Source organism: Sphingomonas sp. J315, from assembly GCF_024666595.1.
GTDB lineage: Bacteria > Pseudomonadota > Alphaproteobacteria > Sphingomonadales > Sphingomonadaceae > Sphingomonas.
Genome location: NZ_CP088296.1, coordinates 2543577 through 2561281, shown reverse-complemented (window position 1 = coordinate 2561281; position 17705 = coordinate 2543577). Strand labels below are relative to the sequence as shown.

The 17705-nt window shown below is 66.0% G+C and carries 19 protein-coding genes; 12 read left to right on the top strand and 7 right to left on the bottom strand.

The features are described 5' to 3' along the window. Nucleotides 1–55: 55 nt before the first annotated feature. From recF to LRS08_RS13095, 4 genes are all read left to right on the top strand, one after another. Entirely contained in the window at nucleotides 56–1117 is a 1062-nt protein-coding gene (gene recF / locus LRS08_RS13110; protein ID WP_260480819.1) for a DNA replication/repair protein RecF, read from the top strand. A gap of 47 nt (nucleotides 1118–1164) precedes the next feature. Continuing rightward, on the top strand, nucleotides 1165–3699 hold the full coding sequence (gyrB, locus tag LRS08_RS13105; RefSeq protein WP_260480818.1) for a DNA topoisomerase (ATP-hydrolyzing) subunit B: 2535 nt from the start codon (nucleotides 1165–1167) through the stop codon (nucleotides 3697–3699). An 87-nt stretch (nucleotides 3700–3786) separates the two neighbouring features. Next, nucleotides 3787–4200: a septal ring lytic transglycosylase RlpA family protein gene (locus tag LRS08_RS13100; protein ID WP_257843283.1), complete on the top strand. Its 414-nt coding sequence runs from the start codon at nucleotides 3787–3789 to the stop codon at nucleotides 4198–4200. A gap of 56 nt (nucleotides 4201–4256) precedes the next feature. After that, entirely contained in the window at nucleotides 4257–4604 is a 348-nt protein-coding gene (locus LRS08_RS13095; protein ID WP_260480817.1) for a hypothetical protein, read from the top strand. Nucleotides 4605–4611: 7 nt separating this feature from the next. On the opposite strand, the gene LRS08_RS13090 is transcribed toward LRS08_RS13095, so the two are convergent. The 4 genes from LRS08_RS13090 to LRS08_RS13075 form a co-directional block, all read right to left on the bottom strand. Further along, nucleotides 4612–5904, bottom strand: coding sequence for a homoserine dehydrogenase (locus LRS08_RS13090; protein WP_260480816.1), 1293 nt, complete (start codon nucleotides 5902–5904; stop codon nucleotides 4612–4614). Between the two features lie 60 nt (nucleotides 5905–5964). Next, nucleotides 5965–6345, bottom strand: a complete 381-nt coding sequence (locus LRS08_RS13085; protein WP_257843285.1) for a hypothetical protein — start codon at nucleotides 6343–6345, stop codon at nucleotides 5965–5967. A gap of 72 nt (nucleotides 6346–6417) precedes the next feature. Further along, complete coding sequence (locus LRS08_RS13080; RefSeq protein ID WP_257843286.1) at nucleotides 6418–7368, bottom strand: isopenicillin N synthase family oxygenase; 951 nt, start codon at nucleotides 7366–7368, stop codon at nucleotides 6418–6420. Nucleotides 7369–7528: 160 nt separating this feature from the next. Further along, complete coding sequence (locus tag LRS08_RS13075) at nucleotides 7529–8020, bottom strand: hypothetical protein (protein WP_257843287.1); 492 nt, start codon at nucleotides 8018–8020, stop codon at nucleotides 7529–7531. Between the two features lie 92 nt (nucleotides 8021–8112). Between LRS08_RS13075 and LRS08_RS13070 the strand changes: the two genes are divergently transcribed. The 6 genes from LRS08_RS13070 (at nucleotide 8113) to LRS08_RS13045 (ending at nucleotide 11285) form a co-directional block, all read left to right on the top strand. Then, the gene (locus LRS08_RS13070; RefSeq protein WP_257843288.1) at nucleotides 8113–9369 is read left to right on the top strand and encodes a multidrug effflux MFS transporter; all 1257 of its coding nucleotides are present in this window, start codon (nucleotides 8113–8115) and stop codon (nucleotides 9367–9369) included. Between the two features lie 78 nt (nucleotides 9370–9447). Beyond that, nucleotides 9448–9708, top strand: coding sequence for a DNA primase (locus LRS08_RS20100; RefSeq protein WP_308222963.1), 261 nt, complete (start codon nucleotides 9448–9450; stop codon nucleotides 9706–9708). Between the two features lie 60 nt (nucleotides 9709–9768). Further along, nucleotides 9769–10362 (top strand): YdeI/OmpD-associated family protein, encoded by a 594-nt coding sequence (locus LRS08_RS13060; RefSeq protein ID WP_257843289.1) that lies wholly within the window; start codon nucleotides 9769–9771, stop codon nucleotides 10360–10362. 61 nt (nucleotides 10363–10423) lie between these two features. Continuing rightward, nucleotides 10424–10753, top strand: coding sequence for a biopolymer transporter ExbD (locus LRS08_RS13055; protein WP_260480815.1), 330 nt, complete (start codon nucleotides 10424–10426; stop codon nucleotides 10751–10753). Then, on the top strand, nucleotides 10719–10841 hold the full coding sequence (locus LRS08_RS13050; protein ID WP_260480814.1) for a hypothetical protein: 123 nt from the start codon (nucleotides 10719–10721) through the stop codon (nucleotides 10839–10841). The genes LRS08_RS13055 and LRS08_RS13050 overlap by 35 nt, the downstream gene beginning before the upstream one ends. Nucleotides 10842–10889: 48 nt before the next feature. Next, on the top strand, nucleotides 10890–11285 hold the full coding sequence (locus tag LRS08_RS13045; protein ID WP_257843291.1) for a thioesterase family protein: 396 nt from the start codon (nucleotides 10890–10892) through the stop codon (nucleotides 11283–11285). Nucleotides 11286–11413: 128 nt separating this feature from the next. Here the strand turns inward: LRS08_RS13045 and ppc are convergent, their stop codons facing one another. Beyond that, a complete protein-coding gene (ppc, locus tag LRS08_RS13040; protein ID WP_260480813.1) occupies nucleotides 11414–14089 on the bottom strand; it encodes a phosphoenolpyruvate carboxylase in 2676 nt (891 codons plus the stop codon). Between the two features lie 171 nt (nucleotides 14090–14260). Here ppc and glpX point away from each other — a divergent pair, with 171 nt between their 5' ends. Next, nucleotides 14261–15229 carry a class II fructose-bisphosphatase gene (glpX, locus tag LRS08_RS13035; protein ID WP_260480812.1) on the top strand — a complete coding sequence of 323 codons (969 nt, stop codon included), beginning with the start codon at nucleotides 14261–14263 and terminating at the stop codon, nucleotides 15227–15229. Continuing rightward, nucleotides 15229–15984, top strand: coding sequence for a CPBP family intramembrane glutamic endopeptidase (locus tag LRS08_RS13030; protein ID WP_257843293.1), 756 nt, complete (start codon nucleotides 15229–15231; stop codon nucleotides 15982–15984). Before glpX ends, LRS08_RS13030 begins: the two co-directional genes overlap by 1 nt. On the opposite strand, the gene LRS08_RS13025 is transcribed toward LRS08_RS13030, so the two are convergent. Beyond that, a complete protein-coding gene (locus LRS08_RS13025) occupies nucleotides 15956–16726 on the bottom strand; it encodes an ABC transporter permease (RefSeq protein WP_257843294.1) in 771 nt (256 codons plus the stop codon). The genes LRS08_RS13030 and LRS08_RS13025 overlap by 29 nt on opposite strands. Continuing rightward, on the bottom strand, nucleotides 16723–17664 hold the full coding sequence (locus LRS08_RS13020; protein ID WP_257843295.1) for an ABC transporter ATP-binding protein: 942 nt from the start codon (nucleotides 17662–17664) through the stop codon (nucleotides 16723–16725). Before LRS08_RS13020 ends, LRS08_RS13025 begins: the two co-directional genes overlap by 4 nt. Between the last annotated feature and the right edge of the window lie 41 nt (nucleotides 17665–17705).

Here is a 17705-nt window from a genome sequence, read left to right as displayed (position 1 = left end):
CGCGGCCAGACCGTCGGCGCTATCGCACGCTCTCGGGAATGGCTAGGGCACTCTGATGGCCCTCACCCGCCTCGTCCTCACCGATTTCCGCAATCATCGTGACACGATCCTGACCCCAGGTGCTGGGTTCACCGTGCTGGCTGGCGACAACGGCGCGGGTAAGACCAATGTGCTGGAGGCCGTGTCACTCCTCGCCCCCGGTCGCGGCCTGCGCCGCGCGCCATTGGCCGAAATGGCGCGACAGGGCGGCAGCGGCGGGTTCGGGGTGGCCGCGCAGCTCGATGGTGAGGTCGAGATCGGGACCGGCACTCAAGCCGCCTCGCCCGAGCGCCGCATCGTCCGCGTCAACGGCGCGACCGCCGCAGCAACGTCGCTCGGCGAGTGGCTGACCGTGCTGTGGCTCACGCCCGCGATGGACCGGCTGTTCGCCGAACCGGCAAGCGAGCGGCGGCGCTTCCTCGACCGACTCGCCCTCGCGCTAGCGCCGGGCCACGCGCATCACAGCGCCCGCTACGAAGCCGCGATGCGCGAGCGCAACCGGCTGCTGGGGGCAGAGGAGCCCGCCGATCCCGACTGGCTGACTGCGCTGGAGGCGCGCATGGCCGAGCATGGCGCGGCAATCGACGCGGCGCGCCGCACCACCGTTGCCCAGCTCTCCGATCGTCTCATCGCGCAACCCGAAGGGCCGTTCGCCCGCGCGGGCCTTGCCATCGAGGGTGACGATGCGACCGACCTCGCCGCGCGCCTGCGAGTCGGCCGCTCCCGCGACGCCGCCGCCGCGCGCACGCTGATCGGCCCGCATCGTCAGGATCTTGCGGTCACGCATCTCGGCAAGGGCCAGGCCGCGCATCTCTGTTCGACCGGCGAGCAAAAGGCGCTGCTGCTCGCCATCATCCTCGCCCATGCCGAACTGGTCGCCGATCGGACCCAGCGCGCGCCGATCCTGCTACTCGACGAGGTTGCTGCGCATCTCGACCCCCCGCGTCGAGCGGCGCTGTTTGAGCGTCTCGCGGGACGCGGTCAGGTGTGGATGACGGGCACCGAACCTGAGCTATTCGCCGAGGCAGGAGCCGCCACCCGGCTCAGCGTTCGGGACGGCGCGATCCACCCCGCTTAAGGCCCATTTCGCTTCCGTTTTGTGACTGCGGACCCTATATGCTGGGCATGGCATCAGACGACAACAACACCACCGATTCCGCTCCCAACTCCAACGCCTACGGCGCCGACAGCATCAAGGTCCTCAAGGGCCTCGACGCGGTGCGCAAGCGGCCCGGCATGTATATCGGCGACACCGATGACGGATCGGGCCTGCACCACATGGTGTTCGAGGTCAGCGACAACGCGATCGACGAAGCTCTGGCCGGGCATTGCGACAAGATCATCATCCAGCTGAACGCCGATGGTTCGGTTTCGGTCGAGGACAATGGCCGCGGCATCCCGACCGGCATCCACTCCGAAGAAGGCGTATCGGCGGCCGAGGTCATCATGACCCAGCTCCACGCCGGCGGTAAGTTCGAAAACACGTCGGACGACAACGCTTACAAGGTCTCCGGCGGTCTGCACGGCGTCGGCGTGTCGGTGGTCAACGCGCTGTCCGAATGGCTCGATCTCAACATCTGGCGCGATGGCGAAGAGCATTACATGCGCTTTGCCTATGGCGATGCCGTCGCCCCGCTCAAGGTGATCGGCCCGGCGAACGGCAAGAAGGGCACGCGCGTGACCTTCCTCGCCTCGACCGAAAAGACGCCGGGCGATGGCGGCACGTTCAAGAACCAGATCGAATATGATTTCGACAAGCTCGAGCATCGCTATCGCGAGCTAGCGTTCCTGAACTCGGGCGTGCGCCTGTTCCTGCGCGACGCGCGTCATGAAGAGGTCAAGGAAGTCGAACTCTTTTACGAAGGCGGGATCGCCGCATTCGTGGAGTGGCTCGACCGCAACAAGTCGCCGCTCTTCCCCGAACCGATCTCGGTCAACGGGCAGCGCGACGATATCGGCATCGACGTCGCGCTGGAGTGGAACGACAGCTATTACGAAAACGTCCTCTGCTTCACCAACAACATCCCCCAGCGTGACGGCGGCACCCACCTCGCCGCGTTCCGCGCGGCGCTGACCCGCACCATCAACAATTATGCCGACAAGTCAGGCCTCCTCAAAAAGGAGAAGGTCACGCTGACCGGCGACGACATGCGCGAGGGGCTTACCGCGATCGTCTCGGTCAAGCTGCCCGATCCCAAGTTCAGCAGCCAGACCAAGGACAAGCTGGTGTCGTCGGAAGTCCGCCAGCCGCTCGAAGCGCTGATGGCCGACAAGATGTCCGACTGGCTGGAGGAAAATCCCGCGCTCGCCCGTGCGATCATCCAGAAGGTGATCGACGCCGCCGCTGCACGCGAGGCCGCGAAGAAGGCGCGCGAGCTGACCCGGCGCAAGGGCGTGATGGATATCGCCTCGCTCCCCGGCAAGCTCGCCGATTGTCAGGAGCGCGATCCGGCCAAGTCCGAACTGTTCCTGGTCGAGGGTGACTCGGCCGGCGGCTCGGCGAAGCAGGGCCGCGACCGCCATTTCCAGGCGATCCTCCCGCTGCGCGGCAAGATCCTCAACGTCGAGCGCGCGCGTTTCGACCGGATGCTGTCGTCCAAGGAAATCGGCACGCTGATCCAGGCGATGGGCACCGGCATCGGGCGCGACGACTTCAACCTCGAAAAGCTGCGCTATCACAAAATCGTCATCATGACCGACGCCGACGTGGACGGCGCGCATATCCGCACTTTGCTGCTCACCTTCTTCTACCGCCAGATGCCCGAGATCATCGAAAACGGGCACCTCTTCATCGCCCAGCCGCCGCTGTACAAGGCGACAAAGGGCCGGTCGGAAGTGTATCTGAAGGACGATGCCGCGCTCGACGATTACCTCGTCGAGGCGGGGGTCGCGGGCAACCGGCTGGAAACCGCCGACGGACCGCGCTTCGGCGAAGACCTGGCGGGCCTTGTCGACCATGCGCGTCGCATGAAGACGCTGATGCGTTATGTCCCCCGCCGCTACGATTCCTCGATCATCGAGGCGCTGGCACTGGGCCGCGCGCTTGATCCCGAAGCGACCCGCGAGCAGCGCGGCGAGCGGCTGGCGGCGGTGACGCAGCGGCTCGACCTCACCGACAGCGATGCGCGCTGGACCGCGCGGGTGACCGAGGATGGCGGCTTCCATTTCGAGCGCTGGTGGCGCGGCGTGACCGATCACCACATCATCGAAGCCGCGTTCCTGACCTCGGCCGAAGGGCGCAAGCTCCACGCGCTCGCCGCCGAACAGGCCGACAGCTATGCGCAGATCGCCAAGCTGGTCTCCGCGAAGGTGGCGCAGGCTGAAGAAGCGGCACCGGTTGCGGAAGGCGAAGAGGAACTCCCCGTCGCCGCCGCAAAGGGCGAGACCCTCGTCGCGCGCCCGAGCGAGCTGCTCGACGCGATCCTCGCTTCCGGCCGCAAGGGCCTGTCGATCCAGCGCTACAAGGGACTGGGCGAGATGAACGCCGAACAGCTGTGGGAAACCACGCTCGATCCGGCCAACCGCTCGATGCTCGTTGTGCAGGTCGATCAGGCCGATGTCGCGGACGAGATCTTCACCCGCCTGATGGGCGATGTCGTCGAACCGCGCCGCGAATTCATCCAGGAAAACGCGCTCAGCGTCGCCAATCTCGACGTCTGATCGCAGAATCCAAACAGCGCGGCGCTGGACGGATTGCCGTCCGGCGCCGTCTCTGTTTCACCCCCGGACCGAAAGGGGCCGGGGACCATGCGGGACATCATCGCTGTCGCATTGCTGATCGCCGCCGCGCCTGTCGCGGCGCGGGATGCCGCTCCGACCGCCCCCGCTTCCAGCGCATCGGCCGTTCTGGCGAGCGGCATGGCGAGTTATTATGGCGACGCCCATGCCGGCAACCGTACCGCCAGCGGCGAGCGGTTCGACCCCGACGGCATGACCGCCGCGCACCGCAGCCTGCCGTTCGGTACGAAGCTGCGCGTTACCGATCCCTCGACCGGGCGCAGCGTCATCGTCCGCGTCAATGACCGCGGGCCGTTCCACAAGGGCCGCATTCTCGACCTGTCCGAAGCCGCCGCGCGCGAACTGGGCATTGTCCGCCGGGGCCGCGCCCATGTCGAGATCGCGCTGGCGAGCGACGCCGCGCCCTCCCCCGCCGCCGACTGAATCCCATTTCGCAGACCTGAGCATCATGTTAGCCTCCGCGCGGGAGGTCCGACGCCATGCCCCTGTTGCTGCTTGCCCTCGCATTTCAGTCCGGTGCCGCTGATGATCCGCTGCGCAGCTATCGCGAAAAGACGCGCGCGGTGATCCCGTGCGAGAAGACCGCCGATCCCGACGAGGTGACGATCTGCGCCGCGCGCGAGGCGGACAAGAAATACCGCGTCCCCTTCGTCACCGCGCGCGCGATCGACAACCGCCCGGCAGAGACCGAACGGGTGCTGGAGGACACCATGTTCCAGTGCGGCGTATCCGGTCCTTTCCTGACGCAATGCGGCGGAATGGTCGGCGTGACGGCCTCCATGGGCTTTGACGGCAAGGTGGTGCGCAAGCGCGAACCGGCGCCCTAAGCCGCCCTCACTCGCCGAGGATGTGCATCCACATCGGCTCGCCCGCGAGGCTCTGCGAGCCACGCAGCTTTTCGAGCGCCTGGGCGACGCAGCGTTCGGGCCCTTCGTGCGTCACGATCGCGAGCAGGACGCTGCCGTCGGCCATCGCGCCGCGCTGAATCAGCGATTCGATCGACACGCCCGCGTCGCGCATCGCCGCCGCGATCTCGGCCAGCACGCCGACCTTGTCGGGGACGGTGAAACGCAGATAGGCGCGGCCCCGCCGCTCCCCGCTCGGCGCGGCGGGTTCTTTGGCCAGGCTGGCGGCGGGCATTGCATAGGGGGGGCCGAATTCGGTTCGGGCGATGTCGATCAAGTCGGCGACGACTGCGCTTGCGGTCGGACCGTCGCCTGCACCTGCGCCTTGAAAAAGTAGACGACCGACAAAATTGCCCTCCGCCACCACGGCATTGGTCGCGCCCGTGACATGCGCGAGCGGATGGGCGAGCGGGACAAGGTGCGGGTGGACGCGCTGGAACAGCCCGTCGCCATTCAGGTCGGCGATACCGAGCAGGCGTACGCGATAGCCGAGCGCCGCCGCCTCGGCGATGTCGGCGGCAATCAGGTTGCGGATGCCATGGATCGCGACATCGCCGAACGCCGGCTGGGTGCCGAAGGCGAGACTGGCGAGGATCGACAATTTGTGCGCGGCATCGACGCCGTCGATGTCGAAGCTCGGGTCCGCCTCGGCAAAACCCTTGGCCTGCGCCTCGGCCAGCACTTCGGCGAAATCGCGCCCCTCCGCCTCCATCTTCGACAGGATGAAATTGCAGGTGCCGTTGAGGATGCCATAGACGCGGTCGATCACGTTCGCCGCCGCGCCCTCGCGCAGCCCCTTGATGACGGGCACGCCACCCGCGACCGCTGCCTCGAACTTCATCGGCGTGTCGGCCTGTTCGGCGACCTTTGCCAGCTCCAGCCCGTGATGCGCGATCATCGCCTTGTTCGCGGTGACCAGCCCCTTGCCCGCCGCCAGCGTCGCGCGGGCGAGCGCGAGTGCCGGGCCGTCGGACCCGCCGATCAGTTCGACAACGACGTCCGCGCGCGGATGCTGCGCCAGCTCGCGCATGTCGTCGACCCAGTCGAAGCGCGTGATGTCGACGCCGCGATCCTTGGTCCGGTCGCGCGCAGAGACCGCGACGATCTCGATCGGCCGCCCCGCACGCCGCGCGATCAGATCGGCATTGGCATCGATCAGGCGAATGACGCCCGCGCCAACGGTTCCAAGTCCGGCAAGGGCGACGCGCAACGGTTCGGTCATCGGCTACTCCAGTTCAGGAGCAGCGCGTTACTGGATCAGCGCCCGATTGGGAACACAACCTTAGTTTGCGGCGTGCCTATTCCGGCTGTTCCGCACGGCGCGGAAAATCGCGGTGTCCTGCTCACGCAGAACATACTGCGCCGTCTCGGCCCACACGCGCCGGGGCATGCACGCCTGAACCGCAGCCTGGAGTGCCGCCGGCTTGGCGGGGATTGCCCGTTCGGCCAGCGCACGGTCGATGAACGCAGCCGCAGCGACCGGCTCACGCCGCACAACGCACTGGCCGAACTTGTCGGCGGTCTTCTCGGCAGAGCGCTGCGACCAGTCCGATCCCAGCGGTTCCATATATTGTCCAGGGTGCGGCATCATCGCATCGGCGCTCTGCGCAGACACCGACGGAGCTGCAAGGGCGATCAGGGTTACGGAAAGCAACATACGCATGGGCACGCTCCGACCGTTTTGGGTAGCCGGAGGTACCATGGATTGCCGAGTGAGACAAACCGCGAGCGGTGCCTACTTCTTGGTCAGCCCGATCTCGGCCAGCCGCTCCGCCAGATAGTCGTGCGCGGTGATCGGCGGCTCGCGCTCCGGGTTCTCGGCCGTCACGGTCTGGGGCAGCGCCTTGATCAGGAAATCGGGTGCGGGGTGGAGGAAGAAGGGCATCGAATAGCGCGAATGGCCGCGCCGCTCGACCGGCGGGTTCACCACGCGATGGGTGGTCGAGGGCAGGACATGGTTGGTCAGCCGCTGGAGCATGTCGCCGACATTGACCACCAGCGCGCCCTCGGGCGGCTTGACCGGCAGCCATTCGCCATCTTTTTCGAGCAGTTCGAGCCCCGCCTCTTCGGCGCCGAGCAACAGGGTGATGAGGTTGATGTCCTCATGCGCGCCGGCGCGCACGTTCGGCGCATCCTCGGTCACCGGCGGATAATGGAGCAGGCGCAGCACCGAATTGCCGTCCTTCACCGCATGGTCGAACCAGTCGGGCGCGAGGCCGAGATGAACGGCGATCGCCGACAGCAATTTGTCGCCGGCCGCGTCGAACGCGGCGAACAACTCGATAAAGGTCTCGCGGAATCCCTCGGGCTGGTCGGGCCAGACATTGGCCGCCATCAGATCGCTGAAGCGATGCCCCGCCGCCAGCTCGCGCCCGACATGCCAGAATTCCTTGAGGTCGACATGGGTCGCGCCCTTGGCGATCTCGGTCTTGAACGGGGTATAGCCGCGCGCACCGCCGCCGCCCGCGATGAAATAGCTGCGCTTCACATCTTCGGGCAGGTCGAAAAATGCCTTGGTCATTGCCCAGGCGCGGTCGACCAGATCCTGTGGGATGCCGTGGTCGGCAACCATCGCAAAGCCGAACCGCTCGAACGACCCGCCCAGCGCGGCAGCGAAGCCCTCTGGGTCGCTTGCCTGATCGGCGAGGCTGACGAGCGGAACCTGGGCGAGAACGGTATCGGGCATTTCAAAGCGACTCCGGGAAACGAATCTCCCTCAGATAGTCGCCTTGGTGACGATCGAACAGGGGCGGGAAATCCCGGATATGAAAGCGCGGGAGGGGCGCGGGTGCCGTGCGCCCCTCCCGCTGCGCCGTCCGCCTACGCACGGACGGCGGGTTGGAAGATCAGTTCCCCGAGACCGTAAGCGTCCCGCGGCTCTTGGCGTCGCCCGCCCCGTCGATCTTGAGCGTATAGGGGCTGCCGGATTTGGTCTTGCCGGTCAGTTCGTCGCGATTGCCAGTGACGGTAAAGCCCGCCCCTTCCATCTGCTCGCGGAACCAGTCGCGTACGCGTGCCGCTTCGGCGGGGGCGTCGAACGTGACCTTTACCCCGCCATTCCCGTTGTCCTGACGGTCGTCGACATTCAAGCTGGCGATCGTCGCGCCGGGATAGAGCTTGACCCCATCGACCTCGAAATTCTCCGCGCCGATGGTGAATTTGGGCAGTTTGATCGATCCTTCGAAGCCGGGTGCCTTGACCGACACCTTGCCGTCCTTGTCGGCCTGGGCGGTGACCGAACCATTGTCGCCCTGGATCGAGATGCTGGTCCCCTCGCCCTCTCCGCCACAGGCGGCGAGAGTCGCCGCGAGCGGAAGCGTCAGCCAGATCGATTTCATCGCAGTCTCCAAGCGTGTTATTTGAGCAATACACTATCGTGGTTTTGCGAGCGCGTCAAATGGCGGGGGTGACGTGCTGATTGCGATGCGGCATGGGCAGCCGCATGGACGCGCGTACGCCCCACCTCGAAACCGCCGCTCCGGAAAACCGGTCGCCCATCCCGATGGGCGAGTTCGTGGCGCTGATCGCGTCGATCATGGCGCTGACCGCGCTGGGGATCGATGCGATGCTCCCCGCCTTGCCCGCCATCGCCGACCAGCTTGGGGTAAGCGAGCCGAATCACCGCCAATATGTGATCACCGCCTTCATGCTGGGCTTCTCGGTGGCGCAATTGATCCACGGCCCGCTCGCCGATCGCTTCGGGCGAAAGCCCGTGATCGGCATCGCGCTGGCATTCTATGTCGTCACCAATCTGGTCGCCGCAGTGGCGGGCAGCTTCGAATTGCTGCTGATCGCGCGAGCCGCGAGCGGGGCTGCGGTCGCAGCGGGGCGCGTCGTCACCGTGGCACTGGTCCGCGACTGTTTTCAGGGGCGGGCAATGGCGCGGGTGATGAGCCTTGCGTTCATGACCTTCATGATCGTGCCGGTGCTGGCCCCGGCCTGGGGCCAGCTGATGGTGATGATCTTCGGGTCGTGGCGGCTGATCTTTGGCGGGATCGGCATTGTTTCGGCGCTGGTGCTGGGCTGGTTCCTGTGGCGGATGCCCGAGACGCTGGACCCGCAGTCGGTGAATCGGCTCGACCTCAAGGAGATCTGGCGCGGCTATCGCATCATGTTTCGGGACCGGTGGGCGGTGGGATACACCTTTGCCACAGCCGCGATCTCCGGCTGCTTTTTCGCATTCATCGGATCGATCCAGCAGATCGTTTACGACGTGTTCAAGCGGCCCGAGCTGCTCACCGTCGTGTTCGCATCGATCGCCGGGCTGATGGCGGCAAGCGCATTCGCCAATTCGCGGCTGGTGATGCGATTCGGGATGCGGTTCCTGTCGCACCTCGCGATCGTCGTCACGACTCTCCTCGCTGCGATCCACCTCGCGATCATCCTGCTTTATGGCGAGACGCTGGTGACGTTTATCGTCCTCCAGGCGCCGATGATGGCGGCGATGGGGCTCGCCAATTCGAACTTCTCCGCCATGGCGATGGAAAATATGGGCGAGATCGCCGGACGTGCGTCGAGCCTTCAGGGGTTCATCGCGACCCTGGGTGCAGCGGTGCTAGGCGCGGTAATCGGCCAGGCATTCGACGGATCGACAGTTCCGCTGTATATTGGCTTCACCACGCTCGGCCTGACGGCGCTGGCCATTGTCTTCGTGACCGAGCGCGGCAAGTTGTTTCGCCGCAACTGAAGCCGCTCGTCGCACATCGCGGAACCAGCCGCGCCCGCCCGCCGTTCGCGTCTTCAGGATGGATGCAAGGAGATGGCGATGGGTGGTCACCAGGTGCCCGGACATGGAACGGGCGACGACGGCTATGACGAGGACGGCTATGACGAGAGCCAGCGCGCCGAGATCTTGGAGGCGACGGTTGGCGGGCCGGGGGACGGTCTGTTGGTGACCGATCTCGACCCCGATCTGGGTCAGGACATCGACGCTGACGATCCGGAGGACGAAGTCATGGAACTCGCCGACGACCCTGAGACTGGCGAGGCGGCCGACGACGAGGACGACGACTCGATCGTTCCCTGACCACCATCCGATTGACTCGCGACCGGCGCGGGCGGAGCATGGCGGCGGGAGGAGCCGCGCATGACCAGAGACCCGCGGATCGACGCCTACATCGACAAACAGGCCGCATTCGCGCAGCCGATCCTGATCTGGTTGCGCGATCGCGTCCACGCCGCCTGCCCCGATGTCGAGGAAGGCATCAAGTGGAGCATGCCCGCGTTCAGCCATGAAGGCCGCCCGCTTGCGCATATGGCCGCGTTCAAGGCGCATGCGAGCTTTGGCTTCTGGTATCGCGACGCGATGGAAACGGGCAAGGAAGGCGAAGCGATGGGCCAGTTCGGCCGGATCGCCTCGCTCGCCGACCTGCCCGACGCCGCCGTAATGGAAGCCCAGGTGCGCGAGGCGGTGGCGCTGATCGAGTCGGGCGCAATTCCCAAACGCACGGCAAAGGAAGCCAAGCCCGAGGCAGAGGTACCGCCCGCGCTCTCCGAAGCACTCGCCCGCGATCCCGAGGCGGCAGCGAAGTTCGATGCCTTTCCGCCCGGCGCGCGCCGCGACTATTGCGACTGGATCGCCGACGCGAAGCGCGACGCAACGCGCGACAGGCGCGTCGCCGAAGCGATTGGCTGGATCCGCGAGGGCAAGAAGCGCCACTGGAAATATGAGAGCTGTTAACGGCTTGCACGCCGTTCCAATTATGGCATGATACATCATCTCTTAACGAGAGGAGGTATCGATGCCCCGTGCACTTGCCTATCGCAGCCGCGACGACGCCGAGCCGTTCAGCGCGCTCAACATCACCCCGCTGATCGACGTGATGCTGGTCCTGCTCATCATGCTGATCGTCACCATCCCGAGCATGACGCACAAGGTTCCGGTCGACCTGCCGCAGGGGGAGACGCAGGCTCAGCCATCCCTGCCCAACCGCCTCGACATCGCCGCCGATGGATCGCTGTTCTGGGACGGCGCGCGAGATCACCGATGCCCAGCTCCCCGTGCTGCTCAAATCCGGAGTCGGTGCCGACACCGCGTTGCTGATCAAGACCGACGAAGCGGCGCGCTATGAACGCTTCGACGCCATCCTCGCGGTGATCAAGCATGCGGGCGTCACCAAGCTCGGCTTTGTCGGCCATGAGCGGATGAAGTTCGACTGACGCCAAGTCCTGTTTGCAGCGCAGCAAGGTTGCCGTTAACGTCAAGTCATGACGCGCTTTACGAAGAGCATCACGGCCCAGCCCGACGACATTGACGAGCTGGGCCATGTCAACAACGCAGTCTGGGTCCGCTGGATTCAGGATGTGGCGGTGTCACACTGGGCTGCGGTAGCCCCGCCCGAGCATCGCGACGCCTATGTCTGGGTCGTGACCCGGCACGAGATCGACTATCGCGGCAATGTGAATGCGGGCGAGACGGTGGTCGGCGAAACCTGGGTCCCCGATCCGCCCAAGGGCGCGCGCTTCGACCGCCATATGCGCTTCACCGGCACCGATGGCAGGGTGAAGGTGGAGGCGGTGTCGACCTGGGCGATGCTCGACCGCGCCACCGGACGGCTGGTACGGGTGCGGCCGGAAATCGCCGCGCCGTTTCTGGAGACCTAAGTCCTCCCCGGAACGGGGAGGTGGCAGCGCGCAGCGCTGACGGAGGGGCCCGAGGCAAGCGATTCCGATGCCTCGGGCCCCTCCACCAGCCTTCGGCTGGTCCCCCTCCCCGTTCCGGGGAGATCTGATCAGCCCGAATTGCGCAGCGCGGTCGCGATGGCGTTGATCGACAGCAAAATGCCCTGCTCGATCTTGGGGTCGGTCTCACCCGCGCGGTGGCGCTTGAGCAGTTCGACCTGGAGCAGGTTGAGCGGCTCGATATAGGGCAGGCGCAGCTTGATCGAGGTTTCGAGCGCGGGGTGCTTCTCCAGCAACCGCGTCTGGCGCGTCACTTCGAGCAGCTGGTCATGCGTGCGCTGCCAATCCTCGCGGATGCGTCCGAAGATCGTATCGGCGAGCGCGCGATCCTCGACCAAAGCCGCATAGCGCCCGGCGATGCCCATGTCGGACTTGGCGAGCACCATTTCCATATTCGCCAGCGTCGAGGCGAAGAGCGGCCAGCCCGCCGCCATCTCGCGCAGCAGCCCCCGGTCGGGGAACGCCGCGAGCGCCTGACCGACGCCATACCAGCCTGGCAGCATGACGCGCGCCTGTGCCCAGCTGAACACCCAGGGGATCGCGCGCAGATCCTCGATCGCGTCGCTCTTCTTGCGGCTCGCCGGGCGGCTGCCGATCTTGAGGCCAGCGATCTCGGCGATCGGGGTCAGCTGGCGGAAGAAGGTGGTGAAGCCCTCGGTGCCATAGACCAGATCGCGATACGCCTTGAACGCGGTGGTCGAGAGCTGTTCCATCGCGCCTTCGAACCGCGCGGCGTCGCCCTCCGACAGACGCTGCGGCTCGAGACTGGCGAGCAGGGTTGCCGACGCCATCGCCTCGAGGTTGGTCTGCGCGCTTTCCCGCGTGCCATATTTCGCAGCGATCACCTCACCCTGTTCGGTGATGCGGATGCGGCCCTGAACCGTTCCGGGCGGCTGCGCCTGGATCGCCGCAAAGGACGATCCCCCGCCGCGCCCGACCGCGCCGCCGCGGCCGTGGAACAGCTGCATGCCGATTCCCGCCTCCTCGAACACCGGGCGCAGCGCGGTCGATCCCTTGCTCAGCCCCCAGGTCGAGGTGAGGTAGCCACCGTCCTTGTTCGAGTCGGAATATCCGATCATCACTTCCTGATGCCCGCGCTTGCCCGCGATCGCTGCGACCTCGGGCAGCGCGAACCAGGCGCGCATGATGTCCGGCCCGGCGTCGAGATCGCCGATCGTCTCGAACAGTGGTACTGCCATGATGTGCGCCTGTGCCGGCTCGCCGGGAGTATAGAGTCCGGCTTCCTTGAGCAGGACATGGACTTCGAGCAGGTCCGACACCGACTGCGCCATCGACACGATATATTGGCGAATCGCGGCGCGTCCGTATCTGGCATGGACTTCGGCAGCGGCATGGACGATCGCCAGTTCCGACGCGGTCTCGTCCGAGTAATCGGCATAGCGGCTGGTCAGCGGGCGCGGGCTGGCGAGCTCGCGGCGAAGCAGCGCAATGCGTGCGTCCTCGTCGAGCGCGGCATAGTCCGCCTCGACCCCCGCCACCTTGAGCAATTCCGCGACCATGCGCTCATGCACCGCGCTGTTCTGACGCATGTCGAGCGTGGCGAGGTGAAAGCCGAAGATATCGACCGCGCGGATCAGCCGGCCGAGCGACCCACTGGATGCCAGCGTCTCACCGCCATGCGCCGCCAGTCCCTTGGCGATGGCCGACAGATCGGCACGGAATGCGGCGGGATCGGCATAGCGCTCGCCTCTCAACGGGCCGGGGCGCGGAGCGGGCTTGCCGGTCAGGTCGCGATAGGTGGCGGCTAGGCGCGCATAGACGCCCGAGAGCGCGCGGCGATAGGGTTCGTCGCTGCGGCTCGCGGCATCGTCGCCGCTTGCTTCGGCCAGCGCCGCGACCCCGGCGTCGATCTCGGCATGGCGGCTGGAGATCGACAGCTCGGCCCCGAGTGCGTGGACCGAGTCGAGATAGTAAGCCAGCACCGTCTCCGCCGAGCGCGCCATTGTGAGGCGCATCGAATCGGCGGTAACAAACGGGTTGCCGTCACGGTCGCCGCCGATCCAGTTGCCCGGGCGCAGAAAGGCGGGGACGCGGCTGCCCAAAGCCCGATCCCAACGGGCATAGAGCGCGGGCAGGGTCGGCAGGAACACGTCGCGCAGATAGGACAGCACATTCTCGATCTCGTCGGCGACATAGAGCCGTTCGAACCGCAGCACGCGCGTCTGCCACAGCAATGCCACCTGCCGCACGATCGCCTCATCGACCAGATCGCCGTCAGGGGTTTCGGCGACGCCCGCATCCTTGAGCCGCATCAGCTCTGCGATGCGGTTGCGGTGGTCGAGCATCGACTTGCGCCGCACCTCGGTCGGGTGCGCGGTCAGCACCGGGGCGACCAGCGCATCGGCGAGCAGCTCGGCGATCCGCTCGCGGCCGATGCCATGTTCCTTGAGCTTGGCCACGGCATGCTCGATGTCGGCGCCCGGCTCGGCGGCGATCCCCTGCCGATCCTCGGCGAGGTTGGCGAGCATCGAGAACAGCATGAAGCTGCGCACGAAATCGAGCGTCTCGTCGAGGCTCAGGCTGTCGAGGCCCGGGTCGATCGAGTCCGCGCCCGCGATCCCGCGATGCCGGTCGACCGACGCCGACCGGATATATTCGATCCGCCGGAACAACGCATCGCCGCCATAGGCGCGGATCACGTCGCCCAGGACGCGACCGAGGAAACGGACATCGGGATTGTTGGTGATCGGGGGTGCACTGGCCATGCGCGCGTGCTGCACTGCAAGATGGATTGCGTCAACGAGTCGGTATCCGGCGTTACCAATCGTGCGGCCCATGCGAATTTGGTCGCGATGACAGCGTTGGCGGGCATCGACAAGCCCGGCGCACGCACCTATCGCCCCGATGAAACAGCCAGATAGAGGACCGCCCAACCCATGCAGACCGCCAGTCAGCTTCTCGACCGCGTCCTTGTCTTAGAAATGGTCCGGGTGACCGAAGCCGCTGCCATCGCTGCATCGACCTTGGTCGGACGCGGTGACGAAAAGGCCGCAGACGCCGCCGCCGTCGAGGCGATGCGCGCCGCACTCAACGAACTGTACATGGACGGCACCGTGGTGATCGGCGAGGGCGAGCGCGACGAGGCACCGATGCTGTTCATCGGCGAAAAGGTTGGCTCGGCCCCCGGCAAGGGGCCAAAGATCGACATCGCGCTCGATCCGCTGGAAGGAACCACCATCTGCGCCAAGGCGGGTCCGAACAGTCTTGCCGTCCTCGCCATCGCAGAAGAGGGCAATCTGCTCAACGCCCCCGACGTCTATATGGACAAGATCGCGGTCGGCCCCGGCTATCCGCCCGAGGTGATCGACCTCGACAAATCGGTGACCGAAAACATCAAGGCCATCGCTGCGGCCAAGGGCGTCGAGCCGCGCGAGATCATCGCCTGTGTGCTCGACCGTCCGCGCCATGAAAAGCTGATCGCCGAGCTGCGCTCGCTGGGGTGCGGCGTGGTGCTGATCGGCGACGGCGACGTCGCGGGGGTGATCGCGACCACCGATCCCGACACCACGATCGACGTCTATATGGGCCAGGGCGGCGCACCGGAGGGCGTACTGGCCTGTGCCGCGCTGCGCTGTGTCGGCGGCCAGTTCAAGGGCCGGTTGCTGTTCCGCAATGAGGATGAGCGTGCCCGTGCCCGCAAATGGGGCATCAGCGATCTCGACAAGCAGTACGACCTGTCGGAACTGGCCAAGGGCGACTGTATCTTCGCCGCGACCGGCGTGACCGACGGGTCGCTGCTGGAGGGCGTCAAGCGCAAGAAGGACAAGATGACCACCGAGAGCGTGGTGATGCGCGCCAGTTCCGGCACGGTGCGCTGGGTCAAGGGCGAGCATCGCATCGGTTGATGGGCGCAATCCCGTCCGTCGCGCCGCTCGACGTCGCGCTGCTGATTGCGCTGGTCGGCGCGTATATCTGGTACGTCCGGGGTGATCGCAGCGGGCGCGCGCCCGCCGACCGGATCGCCAGCTATCGCCGCTGGATGCGCCGCGCGCCGTTGGCGTTTGGGGCGAGCGCGGTGGCGGCGCTGCTGGTCGCGAGCAGATGGGATGCCATCGAGGTGCTTCCGCCGGAGTTTGCGCCGCTGATTCCGCCCGCGCGCCAGATCGCCGGATTTGGGGGCAATGTCCTGCATCTCAAGATCGCGGTGCTCGCCGGATTTGCGTGCGGGGCGGTGATCGGGCTTGGCATCCAATGGTGGCGCGCGCGGCAGGGCAAACGCCAGCTGATGTCGGGCAAATTCGCCGCCCTGCTTCCCCGCACCCCCGGCGAAACCGGCTGGACCGCCGCGCTGGGCATTACCGCCGGCGTGGTCGAGGAGCTGTTCTTCCGCCTCGCCCTGCCGCTGTTCGTAGCCCGGGTTTCGGGCGATGCGCTGCTCGGCATGGCGCTCGCTACCGCGCTGTTTGCTTATGCCCATCGCTATCAGGGCTGGGCAGGAGTCGCGGCGTCGGCGCTGGTCGGCGTGACGCTCACGATCCTCTACCTCGCCACCAGCCAGCTATGGTTTGCGATGCTTGTCCATGCGCTGCTGAACCTCAACGCGCTGGTGCTGCGGCCGCTGCTGGTTCCCGTCAGTTCTTCAGCCGCCAGCCGGTCTTGAAGATCCAGCCGATCACGCCGAGGCACAGGAACAGGAACGCTGCGGTGAAGCCCAGGCTCACCCCGATCGCGACATCGCCCTTGTCGAAGAACGCCCAGCGGAAACCGCTGACCAGATAGACGACCGGGTTGGCGAGGCTGATGGTGCGCCACGGTTCGGGCAGCATGTTGATCGTGTAGAAGGCGCCGCCGAGGAAGGTCAGCGGTGTGACGATCAGCGCGGGGACGAAGCTCAATTGCTCGAACCCTTTGGCCCAGATTCCGATGATGAAGCCGAGCATCGAAAAGGTGACCGCGGTCAGCACCAGCATCGCCAGCATCACGAACGGATGCGCGATCGGCACGTCGACGAACACCATCGCGGTGAACAGGATGACGAGGCCGATCGCGATCGACTTGGTCGCCGCGGCGCCGACATAGCCAATCACCATTTCGATCGCCGTGACCGGGGCGGAGAGCAGTTCGTAGACCGTGCCGGTGAATTTGGGGAAGTAGATGCCGATCGACGCGTTGGAGATCGACAGCTGGAGCAGGTTCATCATGATCAGGCCCGGCACGATAAACGTACCATAGGACACCCCGTCGAGCTCCTGCATCCGCGACCCGATCGCGCCGCCGAACACGACGAAATAGAGCGCGGTGGTGATCACTGGCGTGACCAGGCTCTGCCCCAAGGTGCGCAGCGCACGCGCCATCTCGAAGCGATAGATCGCCCACACGCCGTGATGGTTGAACCCGGTCATGCCGCCACCTCCTCACGCTTCGCGGCTACAAGGTCGACGAAGATGTCCTCCAGGCTCGATTTCGACGTGTCGAGATCCTTGAACGCGATGCCCAGTTCGGCAAGCTTGCGCAGCAGCGACGGGATGCCGGTCCGCTCGGCCTGCGCGTCGAAGGTGTAGCGCAGCCGCGTCCCCTCGTCGGTCAGGGTCAAATGCCATTCGTTCAGCTCTGCCGGAACGGTCATCATCGGCTCCACCAGCGCGATGTCCATCTCGCGCTTGCCCAGCTTCTTCATCAGCACCGCCTTGTCCTCGACCAGCAGCAGCTCGCCCTTGTTGATCACCCCCACCCGGTCGGCCATTTCCTCGGCCTCTTCGATATAATGGGTGGTCAGGATGATCGTCGTGCCGCGTTCGCGCAGCCGGTGGACCAGCTTCCACATGTCACGTCGCAGTTCGACGTCGACACCAGCGGTTGGCTCGTCGAGAAACAGGATTTCCGGCTCATGCGCCAGCGCCTTTGCGATCAGCACGCGACGCTTCATCCCGCCCGACAATTCCATGATCTTGGAGTTGCGCTTGTCCCATAGCGACAGGTCCTTCAGCACCTGCTCGATATAGGCGTCATGACCAGGGCGGCCGAACAGGCGGCGGCTGTAGCGCGTGGTGGCCAGCACGGTTTCGAACATGTCGACCGACAATTCCTGCGGCACCAGCCCGATCATCATCCGCGCAGCGCGCGCCTGCGCAATCGTATCGTGCCCGCCGACGGTGATCGTACCTGAGCTGGGCGTCACGATGCCGCAGATGATGCTGATCAGCGTCGTCTTGCCCGCGCCGTTCGGGCCGAGCAGCGCGAAAATCTCACCCTTGTTGATGTCGAGATCGACCGCACCCAGCGCCCGATGCCCGGAAGCATAGGTCTTGCTGACACCGCGGACGGAAAGAATAGGCTGCATGCACGGCCCCCTGCATGTGGAGCCGGGCATCTAGGAACGAA